The organism is Bordetella sp. FB-8 (assembly GCF_000382185.1).
In the GTDB taxonomy this organism is placed as follows: Bacteria; Pseudomonadota; Gammaproteobacteria; order Burkholderiales; family Burkholderiaceae_B; genus Bordetella.
Genome location: NZ_KB907784.1, coordinates 442,981 through 460,276 on the forward strand (window position 1 = coordinate 442,981; position 17,296 = coordinate 460,276).

Sequence of the window (17,296 nt, forward strand, 5' to 3'; positions counted from 1 at the left end):
CCATGACCCACCCTCCAGCGGCCTCTGCCTCGATCCAGACCCCCACCCAGGAGAACACCTTGCACGCCGACAACTCCGCCCATATCAAGCCGGCCCACATCCCTGACGAGGAATGGCGGCTGCGCGTACAGCTGGCCGACTTCTACCATCTGGTCGACTACCTGGGCTGGACCGAAATGATCTTCAACCACATTTCGGCCCGCCTGCCCGGTCCGGCCAACCACTACCTGGTCAACCCCTTCGGCCTGAACTATTACGAAGTCACGCCCGATAACCTGCTCAAAGTCGACCTGGACGGCAATCTGATCGACCCCTCGCCCTACCCCGCCAACCCGGCCGGCTTCGCCCTGCACAGCGCCATCCACGGCGCGCGGCCCGACGTGCACTGTATCGTCCACACCCACACCAATCCCGTCTCGGCCATCACCCTCAAGCAGGACGGCTTTCACCACGACGACTTCTACGGCGCGCAGCTGTTCGGCCGCGTGGGCTATCACGACTTCGAAGGCATCACCCTGTTCGCCGACGAGAAGGCGCGCATGCTCGCCAGCCTGGGCGACAAGCACGTGCTGGCCCTGCGCAACCACGGCATCGCGGTGTGCGAGAAAGACATTCCCAGCACCTTCATGCTGCTGTGGACGGTGCAGCGCGCGGCCGAGATCCAGTATCACGCGGGCTGCCTGCCGGGCTCGAACATCGCCCTGGACGACGGCATCAAGAGCCGCTGCTCGGGACTGGCCGCGGGCCTGATCCAGGACGATGCCTTCGCCATCAAGCTTTTCGATGCGACCGTGCGCAAGATGCGGCGGGCCAAGCAATTGGGGATCTGCGTCTAACTCGGGCGCCGAGGCGGCCACCTGACCGCAGGGCCGGAAATGGATCGCCCGGCCGATGCGATACAAGCACTGATGCGCTGAACAGCCGCTAGCCAGTTCGCAACCGCGCCTTCGGCCGCCCGCCTGCGACACATGACCCTGCATCCCGACCTCCGCCTCGCCCTTCCCGATCAGGCCGATCCGGGAAGCGCCTGGCTGCGGGGGAAACTGACGCAAATCGCAGTGGCTTGTCAGGAATAACCATGGCGATCGAACTAAGATAAGTAGTCAGGCAAAAAACAGCGCCAATAAATTCCCTCCAAATCCGGCTGACCGTGCAGATTTTCCGTCCACCTTGCACCAGAACTTACACGGAGACAAACGATGACACGCGTTCGCGTTCAGAGCTTGACTATCTCGCTGGACGGATACGGAGCAGGCCCGGATCAAGACCTCGACAATCCGCTCGGCATAGGCGGGACGGAACTGCACCAGTGGCTGTTCCCGACACGCATGTTTCAGAAAACCTTGTTCGGCAAGGACGGCGGCACGACGTTCCACTTCGTGACAGGAGGCCTGCGCGAAGCGCTCGACCGCACACGCGAGGCCGCTGCCGGAAAGGACGCGCGGATCGGCGGCGGGCCAGACACAATCCGACAGTATCTTCGCGAGGGCCTGATCGACGAACGGCACTTTGCCATCTCCCCGATCCTGCTGGGCCAGGGAGAGCCGCTGTTCGCGGGCGTCGACTTGCGGGCGCGGGGATACGGATGCGTTGAATTCGTCGCGTCGGAGAAGGCCACGCATGTCGTGCTGCGGCGCCAAGCGCGCGCTGACGCAGCGTGACATCGCGATTTCTGACGCTGGCGCGTCCTTCTGGCTTGACCCGACTCGAGAGAGTTCGGGAAAGCGTGAGGGATCGGGCCGGAACGCGTGAAACCGGGGCATTCATCTGCGCCCTGGTCACACACTCGAATTTCGCCGATGCTGGGCTGATGAAGGCGAAGCGTCTGTTCACTGCCGTTGATAGCAAGCTTCGAGCGTGCGATCTTACGCAGTTGCACCTGCAGGATGCCCGCCCAGTAAGCCGCGCGACCTGCAGGGCTACCCGAGCCATCACGCTACGACGACCTGGAAAGACGGCCCAAGGAACGGACAAATGGCCATGCTTGTGCGCGATAGCTCGATAAAATGTCAACGGGCAGCAATCATCATCCTTGCCTTGTGCGCGAATTTGGCCGCGCCGCACACGTCTGCCGCGAGCGCGCAAGGATGTCAGCGGCTTGCCAAAAATACCGGAGGTCCAGACGGCAACTTCAGGCCGCCGCTTTCTGCCACGGTCACCGGTTCGGGGCGTGCCTATTTCTATTCGGCTCCCGCCTCCCGATGTATTTCTAAGCATACGTTTCTCATCCCCGGCGACACGGTCACCGTCTACAAACCCTACAAAAAGTGGTATCAGGTGATGTACGTGAACGGCAAGAGCGGCGAGGATTTTGAAGCCTGGCTGGAAGAAGGGCGTCTGCGCCTGGGCGGCCCTCTTGGCGGCGACTAGCGCCTGCCACACCACGAAAGAGAACTCAGTATGTCGTCTCGCACGGGAGGTTTATGAATACTGCGGGAATGTTGCTGGGCGGGATGTGTGCCGCGCTGCTGGCAGGCGCCGCATACGCGGGCAGTCCAACGCAGAAGGATCAACTCCGCTGCGGCTGGTGGGACAACCCGACGCCCCAGAATGTCTCGTTATTCGACCGTGACGGCCAGTGGCTTGTCAGCGTCCAGGGCGGTCATCAGGCCGAGGGCGACTGGCCCGATTTCAAGGACTCACAATGGGTCAACACCAACGGGCACTACGGATACGGCTGTGCCTGCCTGAACGTGGCGGTCGACCTGCGCAGCCATGAGGTCGTGCGCATTCGTGCGGCCCATGCTCGCCCGCTCAGCGTGTGCCGCCGGGATCCGGCGCTCAAAGGTGTGAGGCCCTGACGGGCTTGAACTTGGTTTTCCGCCCCTCAGCTTGAAAACACAGACCCCGCCAGACATTTCCCTATCGGAACTTCAGCCTTTCCCAAATAGCGCCTTGCTCGCATACCGGAATCGCTACATTGGCAGCCACCCGATAAGGCACAGGCCGCCACGCAATCCGAAGACGCCCCTGTCCACATCGGCCTACGACGCCGGTATCGGCGCCCCGGACCGAACGCTCTACAGAAGCGCGGTCATGCGACAAGGAGACAAGCATGCAGCCCCCCATGACAGCGGACAACGCGCCGACTGCCGCAACGCAAACCGTTCAAGACACCCGCGCCGCCATTGCGCTCTCGGCGCGGATGGACCGCCTGCCCATCACGCGAAATTTGTGGATGCTGGTGTTGCTGATCTCGCTGGGCGGCTTCTTCGAGATCTACGACCTGATCTTCATGGGCTATATCGCCCCCGGCATGGAAAAGAGCGGCCTGCTCAGGGCCACGACCGATGCGTTCTTCGGCCTGCATGGCATGGCCGGGTTCATTGCCGCCACGTTCGCGGGGCTTTTCGTCGGCACGTTCGCGCTGGGCTGGTTGCCCGACCGCTATGGGCGCCGCACCGTGTTCACGGTGTCGCTGCTGTGGTACTCGATCAGTTCCGCCATCATGGCCTGCCAACACAGTCCGGAAGGCTTGCTGGTCTGGCGCTTCATCACCGGCATCGGCGTGGGTATCGAGATCGTGACCATCGACAGCTACGTCACCGAACTGGTGCCGCAGCACATGCGCGGCCGCGCCATGGCGTTCAACCAGATGGTGATGTTCGCCGCGGCGCCGGCCGCCGCCATCCTGTCGTACTGGCTCGTGCCGACGATCTTGCTGGGATTCGAAGGCTGGCGCTGGGTGGTGCTGCTGGGCTCGGCCGGCGCGGTGCTGGTGTGGTTCATCCGCCTTGCCGGACCGGAAAGTCCGCGCTGGCTGGCCCTGCACGGCCGCACCGAGCAGGCGGACGCCATCGTCGGCCAGATGGAAGCGGCCGCCGAGCGCGAATCCGGCAAGGCTTTGCCGCCGCCGCAGGCTGTCGCACAGCCGCCGCACCGCCGTGCATCGCTGGCGCAGCTGTGGCAGCCGCCCTACCGTTCGCGTCTGGTCATGCTGATCGTATTCAACTTCTTCCAGGCCATCGGCTACTACGGATTTGCCAGCTGGGTGCCGACCCTGCTCATCGGCCACGGCATCGCCGTTACCAAGAGCCTGCTGTACGCCTTCATCATTGCCATTGCGCTGCCCGTGGGGCCGCTGCTGGCCATGGCCTATGCGGACCGCATTCAGCGCAAGTGGCTGATCGTCGGCGCGGCGTTTGCGGTCATCGTGTTTGGCGTGGCGTTCGGGCAATTGCAGAGTCCGCTCGCGCTGACCGTGCTGGGCGTGCTGATCAGCCTGGCGGGGCAAACCATCTCGGTCTGCTATCACGCCTATCAGGCCGAGCTCTTCCCCACCTTCGTGCGCTGTCGCGCCAACGGCATCGTGTATTCGGCCAGCCGCATCGGCGCCATGTTCTCGGGTTTCCTGATCGCCTTCCTGCTGCGCCACTTCGGCGTACCGGGCGTGTTTGCCGGAATCACCGTGTGCATGCTCGTGGTGATGCTGGCGATCGGCGGCTTCGGTCCCAGGAGCAACGGCTTGCGGCTGGAAGAACTGTCGCGCTAGCCGCGCCCCGGGCCCTACCGCATTAGCGGCGCGCAAGAGGACTGCGCGCCGCCTTCTTTCTCTTGGCCGGGCTTGCCTGCCTGGCGGCGGCGGCCTTGGTTTCGCACGCAGCCAGGTGCTCGACAAACAGCCGCGCGGCCGGCGACAGCGATCCCGGGTCGCGAAAGCACACCGCAAAGCGGCGCCGCGCCCATTCGTCGCTCAAGGGCACCACCCGTAGACCGAAGGCCGGGACGAAGGGCTCGGCAACCTCGCCCGGCACGATAGCCAGGCCCAGTCCGGCCCGCACGCAGCGCAAGGACGCATCGAAGGTCGATACCACGGCGCGGTATTTGATCGCCCGGCCGAGGATCGCGGCATGGCGCGCGAGCATGGTGTGCACGGCCGTCTGCGCCGGCAGGCCGACATGGTCGAACTCAAGCGTGTCGTCGAAGCGGCAATGCCTGCGCGCCGCCAGGGGATGCGCCGCGTGCACGGCCACGGCCAGGTGGTCGGTGCGGTAGGACCGGGTTTCGAACCCCTCCAGGTCGGCCGCGTCCCAGCACACGCCCAGCGGCGCGGACCCTTCGCGCAGCGCGCGCACGATATCGCTGCTCAGGCTCTCCTCCACCGTCACGCGGATGTCGCGGCTTTGCGGGCGGCTCAGAAACGACGCGATATCGTCGGGCAGGAACTCGGCCATCGACGATACGGTTGCCAGCACTCGGACCTGGCCACGGATGCCGTCGCCGTAATCGGCCATGTCGCGCGCCACGCGGTCGGCCGCGGCCAGCATGGCGCGGGCGTGGGCCAGCACGATTTCGCCGGCCGGCGTGGGAATGGCGCCGCGGCGCCCGCGTTCGAGCAGGACCGCCCCGACGGTGTCTTCCAGCTGTGCCAGCCGCTTGCTGATGGCCGAGGCGACGATGTTTTCCTGCTCGCCGGCGCGCGCCATATTGCGCGTTTCGCAGACGGCGGCGAATAGACGCAAGGTAGTGAGGTCCAGGTCGCGCATGGGAAAGGCTCCACAAGACGTTCCCATTTGGAACGAATAGGAGGAAATTCTAGCTTTCCCAGATATATCCGGAAATTCTGGAATGCCCGCGCACCGCCCGCCAGGCTTTCCCATCCGGAACCAAACCGTGCGCATTTGATCGCTGTTGCCTCAACCGAGAACGGCATACAGTCAGGGCATCGCATGCCCCCTTCGACGCCGTATCCCTTATGAACGCCCCCTTTCCCAGCGCCGCCGTGATCCGCGAAGTCGGATTGCGCGACGGGCTGCAGAGCATTCAGACGATTCTTTCCACCGCGCGCAAGCGTGAATGGGTGCAGGCCGCGCACGCGGCCGGCCTGCGCGAGATCGAAGTCGGCTCGTTCGTGCCCGCGCGCCTGCTGCCGCAACTGGCGGACACCGCCGAGATCGCCGCTTACGCGCGCACGCTGCCCGGCCTGTTCGTGTCGGCGCTGGTGCCGAATCTGCGCGGTGCGCAGGACGCCATCGCCTGCGGCGTGGACCTGATGATCGTGCCCCTGTCGGCCAGCCGCGCCCACAGCCTGGCCAACCTGCGCAAGGCGCCCGACGACGTGGTCGTCGAAGTGGCGCGCATCCGTGCAGCGCGCGACGCCGCCGGCGCGAAGACCTTGATCGAGGGCGGCGTCGGCACCGCGTTCGGATGCACGCTGCAGGGCGAGGTCGACCCGGACGAGGTACTGCGCCTGATGCAGGCCCTGCTCGATGCGGGCGCCGACCGCGTGAGCCTGGCCGACACGGTGGGCTATGCCGATCCGGCCGCCGTATCGCGCCTGTTCGAGCGCGCCGTCGACCTGGCCGGCGAGCGGTTCTGGTGCGGGCACTTTCACGACACGCGCGGCCTGGGGCTGGCCAATGTCCATGCCGCCCTGCAGGCCGGCGTGACGCGCTTTGACGCCTGCCTGGGCGGTATCGGCGGCTGCCCGCACGCGCCCGGCGCAAGCGGCAACCTCACCACGGAGGACCTGGCCTTCATGCTCGATCGCATGGGCATGGCCACGGGGCTGGACATCGGCGGCCTGCTCGCCCTGCGCGAACGCCTGGCCGGCTGGCTGAGCGGCGAGACGCTGCGCGGCACGCTGTGGCGCGCCGGCCTGCCCCGGACCTTGCACCCGGCTCCTCACCGAACCACTTCCACGATCTGAGCACTATGCATCACGACAATTCACCGCTGCCGCTGGATGGCATCCGCGTACTCGAATTCACGCACATGGTCATGGGCCCGACCTGCGGAATGATCCTGGCCGACCTGGGCGCGGAGGTCATCAAGATCGAGCCGCCCGGCGGAGACAAGACGCGCAACCTGCCCGGACTGGGCATCGGCTTCTTTCGCGCCTTCAACCGCAACAAGAAAAGCGTGGTGCTGGACATCACGACCGACGAGGGGCGCGCCACCGCGCGCGAACTTGCCGGCCAGTGCGACGTGGTAGTGGAGAACTTCCGCCCGGGGCTGATGCAAACGCTCGGGCTCGATTACGCGTCGCTGTCGGCCCATTATCCGCACCTGGTCTACGTGTCGCACAAGGGCTTCCTGCCAGGGCCCTATGCGCATCGCCTGGCGCTGGACGAAGTCGTGCAGATGATGGGTGGGCTGTCGTATATGACCGGACCCGCCGGGCGCCCGCTGCGCGCCGGCACCTCCGTCAACGACATCATGGGCGGCATGTTCGGCGCCCTCGGCGTGCTGGCTGCGCTGCGCGAACGCGACCGCACCGGCAAGGGCCAGGAGATACAGAGCGGATTGTTCGAGAATTGCGTGTTCCTGGCATCCCAGCATATGCAGCAGTACGCCATGACCGGCGTGGCACCGCCGCCCATGCCCTCGCGCGTATCGGCATGGAGCGTCTACGATGTCTTCACATTGGCCCATGGCGAGCAACTGTTCATCGGCGCGGTGAGCGACAAGCAGTTCACCACCCTGTGCCAGCTGCTGGATCACCCGGAACTACTCGACAATCCGCAATACGCCAGCAACGCGCTGCGCGTGGCGGTGCGGCCGCAGCTGCTGCGGGACCTGGGCGGCATCCTGGCCGGGCAGGAGGCCGCAACGCTCGCGCCCAGGCTGGAAGCGGCCGGCATACCCTACGCGCCCATCGTCCGCCCGGACCAATTGCTCGACGATCCGCACCTCAAGGCAAGCGGCGGCCTGGTGCCGATGCAGATGGACGACGGCTCCACGGGCCACACCGTGCTGCTGCCGCTGATGATGAGCGGCCAGCGGCCGGGCGTGCGCCGCCCGCTGCCCAAGGTCGGCGAGCACAACGACGAAATCCTCGCCGGGCTGGGCGCGCGAACCGCCTGAGGCATCGGGCGCAGGCGACAGGACCGGCCCCGGGCCGGCCAACAGCGCCCGAGGGCAGGACTGCCGGCGCGCGCCATGCTACCCTTGCCGGCAGGCGCGCTGGTGTTCTGCCCCATAATTTCACGGCCAAGTTGAAATTGACGGATTGGCCCGCAAGGCTGGGCGCGAACCACAGCGATAGCCCGAGCTATCGCGAGGATTCGCAACAACGCCTTGCGTGCGAAGACGCGATTTCATGGGCGCGAACTTATGGGACAGGACACTAGCCATCCGGCGGCAACTCGCCGCCCCGCGATACACGCAGGCCCGCCCTTCATCCGATGCCACAGATAGAGAACGCCATGGCAAAAAGCCCCGCCACCCGATACGGCTCGGTTGCCCAACTCTTGCATTGGTGCACGGCCATCCTCGTCCTCGTGGCGTTCATTTATGGGCCGGGAGGCCCCGAGCAGCGCGTCTACTCGTCCGCGCACGAGTTCGACCGCCGGCTGCACGAGACACTTGGCCTGTGCGTCTTCACGCTGACTCTGCTGCGCCTGCTGTGGCGGGCAATGACCCCGCGCCCCCAGGCGCCGCAGATCGCCCGCTGGATGGAGTTCATGGCAAAAGCCGTCCAATGGCTGCTCTATCTGCTGTTGCTCGCTCTTCCGCTGACCGCCATCACCGGAGCCTGGCTCGAAGGGCATCCTCTGACGCTGCTTGCCGGGACCGACGTCCAACCCTTGATCGGCGCTTCGCACGGCGCCGGTGCGGCGTTCGCCTCGATCCACACATTGCTGGGCGACACGATCCTGTGGATTGCGGGACTGCACGCGCTGGCCGCGCTTTTCCATCACTTCGTTCTCAAGGACGACGTGCTCACCACCATGCTGCCGCGCTGGTTTCCAACCGGACGCTCCAAAGCCGGCCGCTAGGGCAGCGCCCACCCGCCCGCGGCGCGCATCAGCGCCGAAGGCCGCGATCAAGCCGGTTTCCCCTAGCTCCTTAACATTTACCTGACATGGCGCGAGAAAGCCATCGACGAACTGCTTGCCAATCCTGCCGCTTTCGACGCATAGATAGAGTCGCTGCCCAAGAAGATGCAGGAATGGATGCAAGAAAGGCCCATCGATTTGGGTTCCCGCACGCAGCGCGAACCGCTGGAGCATTTGCTCCTTGAGCATTTCGATGCATGAAAAATTTGCGCTGCGCTCCCTGAATGAGCGCCATCCGCAGCCCTTCGGATTATCGTGATCGACACTTCCTTCTCCTGCCTGCCCCTGCTGCCCGCCTTGCTGGACAACCTGCAAAGCCTGGGCTTCGAACAGATGACGCCCATCCAGGCGCAAAGCCTGCCGCTCATCCTGGAGGGCCGCGACCTGATCGCGCAGGCCAAGACCGGCAGCGGCAAGACGGCGGCCTTCGGCCTGGGCGTGCTGCAAAAGCTGGACCTGGATCGCTTGTCCCCGCAAGCGCTGCTGCTCTGCCCCACCCGCGAACTGGCCGACCAGGTGGCCCAGGAACTGCGCCGGCTGGCCCGCCTGATTCCCAATGTCAAGGTGCTGACGCTATGCGGCGGCGCCGCCGCGCGCCCGCAGGCCGAATCGCTCGCCCGCGGCGCCCACCTGGTGGTGGGCACGCCCGGCCGCATCCAGGATCACCTGGCGCGCGGCAGCCTGGATCTGTCCGGCCTGAACACGCTGGTGCTGGACGAGGCCGACCGCATGGTGGACATGGGTTTCTACGACGACATCGCCGCCATCGCCTCGCATTGCCCGGCCAAGCGCCAGACCTTGCTGTTCTCGGCCACCTATCCCGACAACATCCGCAAGCTCAGCGCCCGCTTCCTGCGCAACCCGGCCGAGGTCAAGGTCCAGGCCCAGCACGAGGCCAGCCGCATCGAGCAGATCTTCTACGAAATCGGCGAAGACCAGCGACTGGACGCCGTGGTCGCGCTGCTGGCCCATTTCCGTCCGGCCTCCACGCTGGCGTTCTGCAATACCAAGATCCGCAGTCACGACCTGGTCGAGCGCCTGCAGGCCCAGGGTATCAGCGCCCAGGCGCTCAACGGCGACCTGGAGCAGCGCGAGCGCGACGAGATCCTGATCCAGTTCGCCAACCAGAGCTGCGCGGTGCTGGTGGCCACCGACGTGGCCGCCCGCGGACTGGACATTCAGAACCTGGGCGCCGTGATCAATGTGGACGTGACCCGCGACACCGAGGTCCACGTGCACCGCATCGGCCGCAGCGGCCGCGGCGAGCAGAAGGGGCTGGCGCTGAGCCTGTGTTCACCCGAGGAAATGCGCTGGGCCACCCTGATCGAGCAATACCAGGGCGCCCCGCTGAAATGGGCCGATCTCAAAGCGCTGCGGCCCACGTCCGACCGCCCGCTGCGCGCGCCCATGATCACCTTGTGCATCCAGGGCGGCAAGAAAGACAAGCTGCGTCCCGGCGATCTGCTGGGCGCGCTGACCGGCGATGGCGGCCTGGCTTTCGAGCAGGTCGGCAAGATCAACATCACCGAATTCAACGCTTATGTGGCGCTGGACCGCCAGATCGCCAAGCAGGCCTTTTCACGCCTGTCCAACAGCAATATCAAGGGGCGCCGCTTCCGCATGCGCTTTCTGGAAGAGTTCTGAGCGGCCCGCGTACCCGCGCGCGATACGTGCTGCCCAAACAGGGCGATCGCGATGATGTCGCCCCCTATCATCACGATCCCCAGAGCGCGCGAGGGTCCCGATCGCCTCATGCGCGATTAGAAAACCCATCCATAAATGAAACGGCTATTGCCCTGGCTCAATGCCCTGCGGGCCTTCGAGGCTGCCGGCCGGCACGGCAGTTTCAAGGACGCTGCGGCGGCGTTGCGCGTGACCAACAACGTGGTGAGTCCGCACGCGCGCCGGCTCGAAGCGTGGCAGGGCGCACCGTTGCTCTTAAGGCACAACCGCAGCGTGCTGCTGCCGCCGGCCGCGAGGGCCTGCGCGCAGGATAGGCGCCGCCGGGCCGCGGCCGCCTTGCGGCGCGGCCACCCTGCCGCGCATAATCGGATCAACTCCCCATCAACTACCCACCGGAGAAATCGTGAAGGAATCCCCGAGCACGCGCGAACACGCCATTGCGGCCGCATTCAATGCCTTTGATTCGGGCGGTTTCTACGCGGACCTGCGGCGGCGCGTCGCATTTCGCACCGAGAGCCAGAACGGGACGAATCCCGCGCTCGGCGCCTACCTGACCGACGAAGTCAGCGACACGCTCAAACATCTGGGCTTTACCGCGCGCGTGGTCGAAAACCCCGTGGCGGGCGGACCTCCGTTCCTGATCGCCGAGCGCCACGAAGCCGACGGACTGCCTACGGTGCTCACTTACGGCCACGGCGACGTGGTGCGCGGCTACGACGAGCAGTGGCGCGCGGGACTCAAGCCCTGGGAGATCGTGGTCGACCAGGACCGCTGGTACGGCCGCGGCACGGCGGACAACAAGGGCCAGCACTCGGTCAACTTCGCGGCGCTGGCGGCAGTGCTGCAGGCGCGCGCGGGCAAGCTCGGCTACAACGTGAAAGTAATCTTCGAGACCGGCGAGGAGATCGGCTCGCCCGGGCTGGACGAGGTCTGCGCCGCGCACAAGGATGTGCTCGCGGCCGACGTGTTCATCGCCTCGGACGGACCGCGCGTGTCGGCGGAACGCCCCACGCTGTTTCTCGGATCGCGCGGCGCGGTGCCGTTCGAGTTGACGGTGAACCTGCGCGAAGGCGGGCATCACTCGGGCAACTGGGGCGGCGTGCTGCGCAATCCGGCGGTCGTGCTCTCGCATGCCATCGCCAGTCTCCTCGATCGCAACGGACGCATCGAGGTCGAAGGCCTGCGCCCGCCGCCCATCAGCGCCGCCGTGCGCGAGGCGCTGGCCGACATCGAGCTCGGCCGCGACGAGAGCTCGCCCGACATCGACCCGACCTGGGGCGAACCGGGCCTCACGCCGACCGAGCGCGTGATCGGCTGGAACGCGCTCGAAGTGCTCGCGATGAAATCCGGCAACCCCGATGCCCCCGTCAACGCCATCCCGCCCTCAGCCAAGGCAAGCTGCCAACTGCGCTTTGTCGTCGGCACGGACTGGGAGAACATGCAGGCGCACCTGGAGCGCCACTTCGCGCGGCACGGCTTTGACGACGTGGCGGTCAAGGTCACGCGCGGCACGCCCGCCACGCGCCTGGACCTGGACGATCCCTGGGTGCAATGGGTGCTCGACTCGATGCGCGCCACGACGGGCAAGAAGCCCGCGCTGCTGCCCAACCTGGGCGGCACCGTGCCCAACGACGTCTTCGCCAAGACGCTGGGCCTGCCCACGCTCTGGCTGCCGCACTCCTACCCCGCCTGCAACCAGCATGCGCCCAACGAGCACGTACTCGCGCCGGTCATGCGCGAGGCGCTAGGCATCATGGCCGGCCTGTGGTGGGACCTGGGCGATCAAGGCGCGCTCATCGCCAACCGCCGCCGCCACTGAATCGGACATGCCCATGGCAAGCCGCTCGACACAAAGCCGTCGATCGTCCTTGCCACCATTGTGGCGGCCCGGCGCCTCACACCCGCATGACCAGTAATGTGTTCAAGACGCGCATCGCCTCCAGGTTCCGCGCGCTCCTGATCTGGCTGCACGACGGCATCCTGGTCGTCGTTTGCGGCGGAAAAGTCGAATATGCCAACCAGCAGCTATGCGCGCTGAATGCGATCGGCCACCCGGGAACAGTCGCAGTAGCTGTTCGGCGGCTATTCGATGGAAGGGCCGAGGCTGGCGTGCCCGCGCAGACCTTCCATGGCGGCGAGTGCGCGCGCGCGCGCGTCCCGATGGGACACCACCGGCAGCGGATAATCGCGACCCGGCTGCATCGACGCGGCAGCCAGCTGCGCCGGCTGAGCGAGCCACGGAGCGTGGATGGACGCGTCGGGCAAGCGCGCGATCTCGGGCACCCAGCGCCGCAGGTAGTCGCCCCGCGGATCAAACTTCTGGCTCTGCAGCACCGGATTGAAAATGCGGAAGTACGGCGCCGCGTCCGCGCCGCTGCCGGCCACCCACTGCCAGCTCGCGGGGTTGCTGGCCTCGTCCGCGTCCACCAGCGTGTCCCAGAACCAGGCCTCGCCCACGCGCCAGTCGATGAGCAGATGCTTGACGAGGAACGACGCCGCCACCATGCGCACCCGGTTGTGCATCCAGCCCGTATGCCATAGCTCGCGCATGCCCGCATCGACCAGCGGATAGCCGGTATGGCCGCGCTGCCACGCGCCTAGCGCCTGGGGATCGTCGCGCCAGGGCATGGCATCGAATTGCCGCCTGAAATTAACCTGGTGCAGCGCAGCGAAGTGGTAGAGCAGGTAGTACGAGAACTCGCGCCAGCCGATTTCATCGAGAAACTTGTCCAGATCGGCGCCCGCGATAGCGCCCGCATCCAGCTTGCCGCCACCGGCCGACGCCGCCGACAGCGCCGCGTACCAAACCTGCCGCACCGAAAGATTGCCAAAGCGCAGGTATGGGGACAGCCGGCTGGTCGCGCGCAGCGCGGGGATGTCGCGCTTGTCCGCATACCCGGCCAGCGTGTCCGCCAGGAACGCCTGCAACTGGCGCAGCCCCGCCGCTTCGCCGCATTGCCATGTTTCGCGCAGCCCGCCGGCCCAGTCGGGCGCGCGAGGCTGCAGCGCCAGCGAAGGCAGATCCGTCATAGATGAGGCCGCGCCCTGAGGCACGGCAAAGAAGTCGATGCGCTCGGGCGCGGGCCGCGGCGGCGCGGGCGCATACTCGCGGCGCGCTGCGCGCCAGTAGGCGCCAAATACCTGGAAGGGCTGCTCCTCGCGCGTCATCACCGTCCACGGCTCGCGCAGCAGATGCCCGTTGAAGGTCGACACCGCGATGCCGCGCGCTTTCAGCGCCGACTTGATGGCCGCGTCCGTCTCGCGCTGCGCCGGCGAATAACGGCGGTTCCAGCACACCGCGGCCGCGCCGATGTTCGTGGCGAATGCTTCGATCACCTCTCGCTCGGACCCCCGCAGCAGCACCAACTCTCCCCCCATCGCGGTCAACACCGCGTCGAGTTCGCGCAGCGATTCATGCAGCCACCAGCGCACGGCGGCGCCCGGCAGGCGGGTTCCCCGCGGCTGTGGATCGTGGACATACACGCACACCACAGGCAGGCCTGTGGCGACGGCGTGCTCGAGCGCGGGATGGTCGGTCAGGCGCTGATCGTCTCGAAACCACACGACGACAGGCGCGCACGAGCGCTGGGAAGAAGGCGACATGGGATGCATGGGGGGAACACAGCCAGAGCGTGACAGTTTACCTATATGCCCAAGGCGGCAACGGCGCCCGCATGGCTAAGCCATCTTCCAGGAGTAGGGCCGGACCCGTGCAAAAACAAAAAGCCCCGCTATGCGATGAGCGGGGCTTTTTGTCGGAGTGATCGAACCGCGATTACACGCGCTTGACCTTCTCCAGCATCTTGAAAACGCCCTTGGGCGATTTCACGAAAAGACGCTTGAACGCCTTGCCAAGGCAACGGCGCTCCAGGGTGTTGCGGCGTACGCGCTTACGTTCGGCCATGGCTGACTCCTGAAACTTGGGGTTTGGGGGTGTGGGATTACTGGCTTTGGGACAAACCGCGGGCAAAAAAGCCGCCAACGGCAAAATGGGGCAATCAAACATTCTAGCCCAAAACGCCCCTGGCCGGCAAATTAACCCTGGGCAACGGCTTTACCCGGCCGCCAGCGCCGCCTTCACCTGTTCCGGCGTAGGCAGGGGCGCGACCGCGCCATATCCCAGAGTGGACAGGCCCGCGGCCACGTTGGCGTAGCGCACGGCCGCCAGCCAGTCATCGCCCAGGCAGCGGCGCGCCAGCAGGCTGCCCGCGAAGCAGTCGCCCGCGCCGGTGGCGTCCACGGCCTGCACGGCCCGGCCCGGAACGAGGGTGCGCGAGACGCCGTCGTCCAGCACGGCGCCCTCCTTGCCCAGCTTGAGCGCCACCACGCCCCGCGCGCCGGCCCGGCGTATCCAGTCCAGCGTCTGGTACGGATCTTCGTGGCCGGTGACGTGGCGCATGTCGTCCATGCTGGGCAGGAACAGATCGGCCAGGCACAGCGCCTCGCGCAGGATGGCGCGGGCGCGGTCCAGGGGCCAGAGCCGCAGGCGCAGGTTGGAATCCAGGCTGACCTGGGTGCCGGCGGACCGGGCGCGCGCGATGGCGGCGAACACCGTGTCGCAGGCGCCGGCACTGATGGCCAGGCTGATGCCCGAGACATGCAGGAAGCGCGACTGCTCTACCAGGCCGTGCGCCAGCATGACCGGCTTCATGCGGGCCGCCGCCGAGTCGCCGCGCATATAGCTGAACACATGGCCCTCGGGGCCGTGCTGCACGAAATACAGACCGGTATAGGTATCGGGATCGACCACCACGCCGGAGGTATCGACGTTCTCGGCGCGCAACAGATCCACGATCTGCCGGCCGAAGGCATCGTCCCCCACGCGCGTCAGGTAGGCGCCGCGCGCGCCTTGGCGCACCGCCGCGATGACCGCGTTGCAGGTGTCGCCGCCAAAGCCTTGCAGGTACTGGGGCTGCCCCGGCAGAGTCTGGTTGAATTCGATCAGGGCCTCGCCCAGGCCTGCCACATCGAAGCGGGTGGCGGAATCAGCTGGTTTCATGGATTGCATGCGGTTCGTGGAAATCCGGAGCGTGCCGATCCGCCCCGGGACAGCCCGACATGATAAGCGCTGAGCCCCTGGCGGGGCATCCGCTATGCGGCGCCATCGGCCTCGATCAGGCGGCGGAGGGTCTTTTTCGAGAGCTTTCCGGTCGCCGTGTGCGGCAGTTCGTCCACGATCACCAGATCGTCCGGCACGCACCACTTCGAAGTCCTGCTCTCGTAATGGGCGCGCATGTCCTCGGGCGTGAAGCGCGCATTGGGCTTGAGAACCGCGACCAGCACCGGGCGCTCGCCCCAGCGCGCGTCGGCGCGGGCCACGATCGCCGCTTCCATGATGGCCGGATGGGCCATGGCGATATTCTCGAGCTCGATCGAGGAAATCCATTCGCCGCCGGATTTCACCATGTCCTTGGTACGGTCGACGATGCGGACAAAGCCGTCCGGGTCCATCGTGACCACGTCATCGGTGCTGAACCAGCCGGGATAGTCCGCGTGGGCGGCGCTTTGCGGCGCGTTGAAGTAGCCTTGCGCCACCCAGGGTCCGCGCACGAGCATGGCGCCAAAGCGCTTGCCGTCATGCGGCACTTCCCGGCCGTCCTGATCGACGATGCGAAACTCCATGCCGAACACCGGACGCCCCTGCTTGCACTGCAGCGCAAGGCGTTCTTCCGGCGGCAGCGCCAGGTGCTTGGACTTGAGCGCCGCAGCCAGGCCCACCGGACTCGTCTCCGTCATGCCCCAGGCATGCCGCACCTGGACGCCCTTGTCGTGAAAGCGGCGGAACATGACGGGCGCAGCCGCCGAACCGCCGATGGCCACGCGCTTGAGCGCCGAGAATCCGCACGCGTGGGCGTCCATCCAGTCGAGCAGCCCCAGCCATACGGTGGGAACCCCGGCGGTGAACGTCACGCCTTCGCTCTCGAACAGGGCATGCAGGCTGGCGCCGTCCAGGTGCGGGCCGGGCAGCACCAGCTTGGCGCCCACCATCGGAACGCTGAACGGCAGGCCCCAGGCATTGACGTGGAACATCGGCACGATGGGGCAGACGACGTCCTCGGCGGAAAGATCGAACACATCGGGCAGGGCGATGGACATGGCATGCAGCACGCTGGAGCGGTGGCTGTAGAGCACGCCCTTGGGTTCGCCCGTCGTGCCGGAGGTATAGCAAAGACCCGAGGCCGCGTTCTCGTCCAGGTGCGGCCAGTCGAAGGTGTCCGACTCGCCGGCGATCAGCGTTTCATAGCACAGCAGGCCGGGCAAGGCCTCGGACCTGGGCATATGCGCCGCGTCGGTCAGGGCCACCAGCGCCTTCAGGTCTTTGAGCTGCGCGGCCATCTCCTGCACGATGGGCAGAAAGGTCAGGTCAAAGCACAGCACGCTGTCGCCGGCATGCTTGACGATGTAGGCGATCTGCTCGCGGAACAGACGGGGATTGATGGTGTGGCAGACCAGGCCGCAGCCCGCCACGCCGAAATAGAGTTCGAGGTGCCGATAGCCGTTCCAGGCCAGCGTGCCGACCCGGTCGCCGCTTTTCAGGCCGAGCCGGGACAGCGCATTGGCGAGCTTGCGGCTGCGCGAGGCCATCTCGCCGTAGGTGTAGCGGTGCAGCCCCCCTTCCACGGTCGCGGACACGATTTCGCCGTCGCCGTGGCAGCCTGCGGCATGCCGCAGTATCGAGGACAGCAGCAGCGGCACATTCATCATGGTTGCGAGCATTGCTTGTCTCCTTCCTGGCTTTTTTGCCGTTATCAAATTATTTAAAAGCTTTTCCCCGATTTCTAAGCACGATACCCGACCCGGCGGACTGTCTGGCATCCGTCACAAATCTGGGA

16 protein-coding genes are annotated in these 17,296 nt (G+C 66.3%); 11 read left to right on the top strand and 5 right to left on the bottom strand.

Annotated features, from left to right (window positions below; genetic code table 11):
• Nucleotides 1-2 precede the first annotated feature (2 nt).
• The 5 genes from H143_RS0102195 to H143_RS0102215 all read left to right on the top strand — a co-directional run bounded on the left by H143_RS0102195 (nucleotide 3) and on the right by H143_RS0102215 (nucleotide 4,492).
• On the top strand, nucleotides 3-836 hold the full coding sequence (locus tag H143_RS0102195; protein WP_155803298.1) for a class II aldolase/adducin family protein: 834 nt from the start codon (nucleotides 3-5) through the stop codon (nucleotides 834-836).
• 363 nt (nucleotides 837-1,199) lie between these two features.
• Nucleotides 1,200-1,661: a dihydrofolate reductase family protein gene (locus H143_RS0102200; protein ID WP_019936586.1), complete on the top strand. Its 462-nt coding sequence runs from the start codon at nucleotides 1,200-1,202 to the stop codon at nucleotides 1,659-1,661.
• Nucleotides 1,662-1,974: 313 nt separating this feature from the next.
• Entirely contained in the window at nucleotides 1,975-2,370 is a 396-nt protein-coding gene (locus tag H143_RS0102205; RefSeq protein ID WP_019936587.1) for a hypothetical protein, read from the top strand.
• A gap of 53 nt (nucleotides 2,371-2,423) precedes the next feature.
• Complete coding sequence (locus H143_RS0102210; protein ID WP_155803300.1) at nucleotides 2,424-2,801, top strand: DUF4087 domain-containing protein; 378 nt, start codon at nucleotides 2,424-2,426, stop codon at nucleotides 2,799-2,801.
• Nucleotides 2,802-3,055: 254 nt separating this feature from the next.
• Nucleotides 3,056-4,492 carry an MFS transporter gene (locus tag H143_RS0102215; protein WP_019936589.1) on the top strand — a complete coding sequence of 479 codons (1,437 nt, stop codon included), beginning with the start codon at nucleotides 3,056-3,058 and terminating at the stop codon, nucleotides 4,490-4,492.
• Between the two features lie 22 nt (nucleotides 4,493-4,514).
• On the opposite strand, the gene H143_RS0102220 is transcribed toward H143_RS0102215, so the two are convergent.
• Nucleotides 4,515-5,486, bottom strand: coding sequence for a LysR family transcriptional regulator (locus H143_RS0102220; RefSeq protein ID WP_019936590.1), 972 nt, complete (start codon nucleotides 5,484-5,486; stop codon nucleotides 4,515-4,517).
• 209 nt (nucleotides 5,487-5,695) lie between these two features.
• Between H143_RS0102220 and H143_RS0102225 the strand changes: the two genes are divergently transcribed.
• From H143_RS0102225 to H143_RS0102250, 6 genes are all read left to right on the top strand, one after another.
• Complete coding sequence (locus H143_RS0102225) at nucleotides 5,696-6,649, top strand: hydroxymethylglutaryl-CoA lyase (protein WP_019936591.1); 954 nt, start codon at nucleotides 5,696-5,698, stop codon at nucleotides 6,647-6,649.
• 5 nt (nucleotides 6,650-6,654) lie between these two features.
• Nucleotides 6,655-7,806, top strand: coding sequence for a CaiB/BaiF CoA-transferase family protein (locus H143_RS0102230; RefSeq protein ID WP_019936592.1), 1,152 nt, complete (start codon nucleotides 6,655-6,657; stop codon nucleotides 7,804-7,806).
• Nucleotides 7,807-8,147: 341 nt separating this feature from the next.
• Nucleotides 8,148-8,720: a cytochrome b gene (locus H143_RS0102235; protein ID WP_019936593.1), complete on the top strand. Its 573-nt coding sequence runs from the start codon at nucleotides 8,148-8,150 to the stop codon at nucleotides 8,718-8,720.
• 315 nt (nucleotides 8,721-9,035) lie between these two features.
• Nucleotides 9,036-10,424, top strand: coding sequence for an ATP-dependent RNA helicase DbpA (dbpA, locus tag H143_RS0102245; protein ID WP_019936594.1), 1,389 nt, complete (start codon nucleotides 9,036-9,038; stop codon nucleotides 10,422-10,424).
• Between the two features lie 135 nt (nucleotides 10,425-10,559).
• Nucleotides 10,560-10,925 (top strand): LysR family transcriptional regulator, encoded by a 366-nt coding sequence (locus H143_RS23200; RefSeq protein ID WP_081626992.1) that lies wholly within the window; start codon nucleotides 10,560-10,562, stop codon nucleotides 10,923-10,925.
• Nucleotides 10,867-12,282 carry a M20 family metallopeptidase gene (locus H143_RS0102250; RefSeq protein WP_019936595.1) on the top strand — a complete coding sequence of 472 codons (1,416 nt, stop codon included), beginning with the start codon at nucleotides 10,867-10,869 and terminating at the stop codon, nucleotides 12,280-12,282. Before H143_RS23200 ends, H143_RS0102250 begins: the two co-directional genes overlap by 59 nt.
• A 263-nt stretch (nucleotides 12,283-12,545) precedes the next feature.
• On the opposite strand, the gene H143_RS0102255 is transcribed toward H143_RS0102250, so the two are convergent.
• The 4 genes from H143_RS0102255 to H143_RS0102270 form a co-directional block, all read right to left on the bottom strand.
• Nucleotides 12,546-14,066, bottom strand: a complete 1,521-nt coding sequence (locus tag H143_RS0102255; protein ID WP_019936596.1) for a deoxyribodipyrimidine photo-lyase — start codon at nucleotides 14,064-14,066, stop codon at nucleotides 12,546-12,548.
• A 172-nt stretch (nucleotides 14,067-14,238) separates the two neighbouring features.
• The gene (locus tag H143_RS23095) at nucleotides 14,239-14,367 is read right to left on the bottom strand and encodes a hypothetical protein (RefSeq protein WP_019936597.1); all 129 of its coding nucleotides are present in this window, start codon (nucleotides 14,365-14,367) and stop codon (nucleotides 14,239-14,241) included.
• A gap of 150 nt (nucleotides 14,368-14,517) precedes the next feature.
• The gene (locus H143_RS0102265; protein ID WP_019936598.1) at nucleotides 14,518-15,462 is read right to left on the bottom strand and encodes a sugar kinase; all 945 of its coding nucleotides are present in this window, start codon (nucleotides 15,460-15,462) and stop codon (nucleotides 14,518-14,520) included.
• Nucleotides 15,463-15,554: 92 nt separating this feature from the next.
• Nucleotides 15,555-17,180: a long-chain-fatty-acid--CoA ligase gene (locus H143_RS0102270; RefSeq protein ID WP_019936599.1), complete on the bottom strand. Its 1,626-nt coding sequence runs from the start codon at nucleotides 17,178-17,180 to the stop codon at nucleotides 15,555-15,557.
• Nucleotides 17,181-17,296 lie beyond the last annotated feature (116 nt).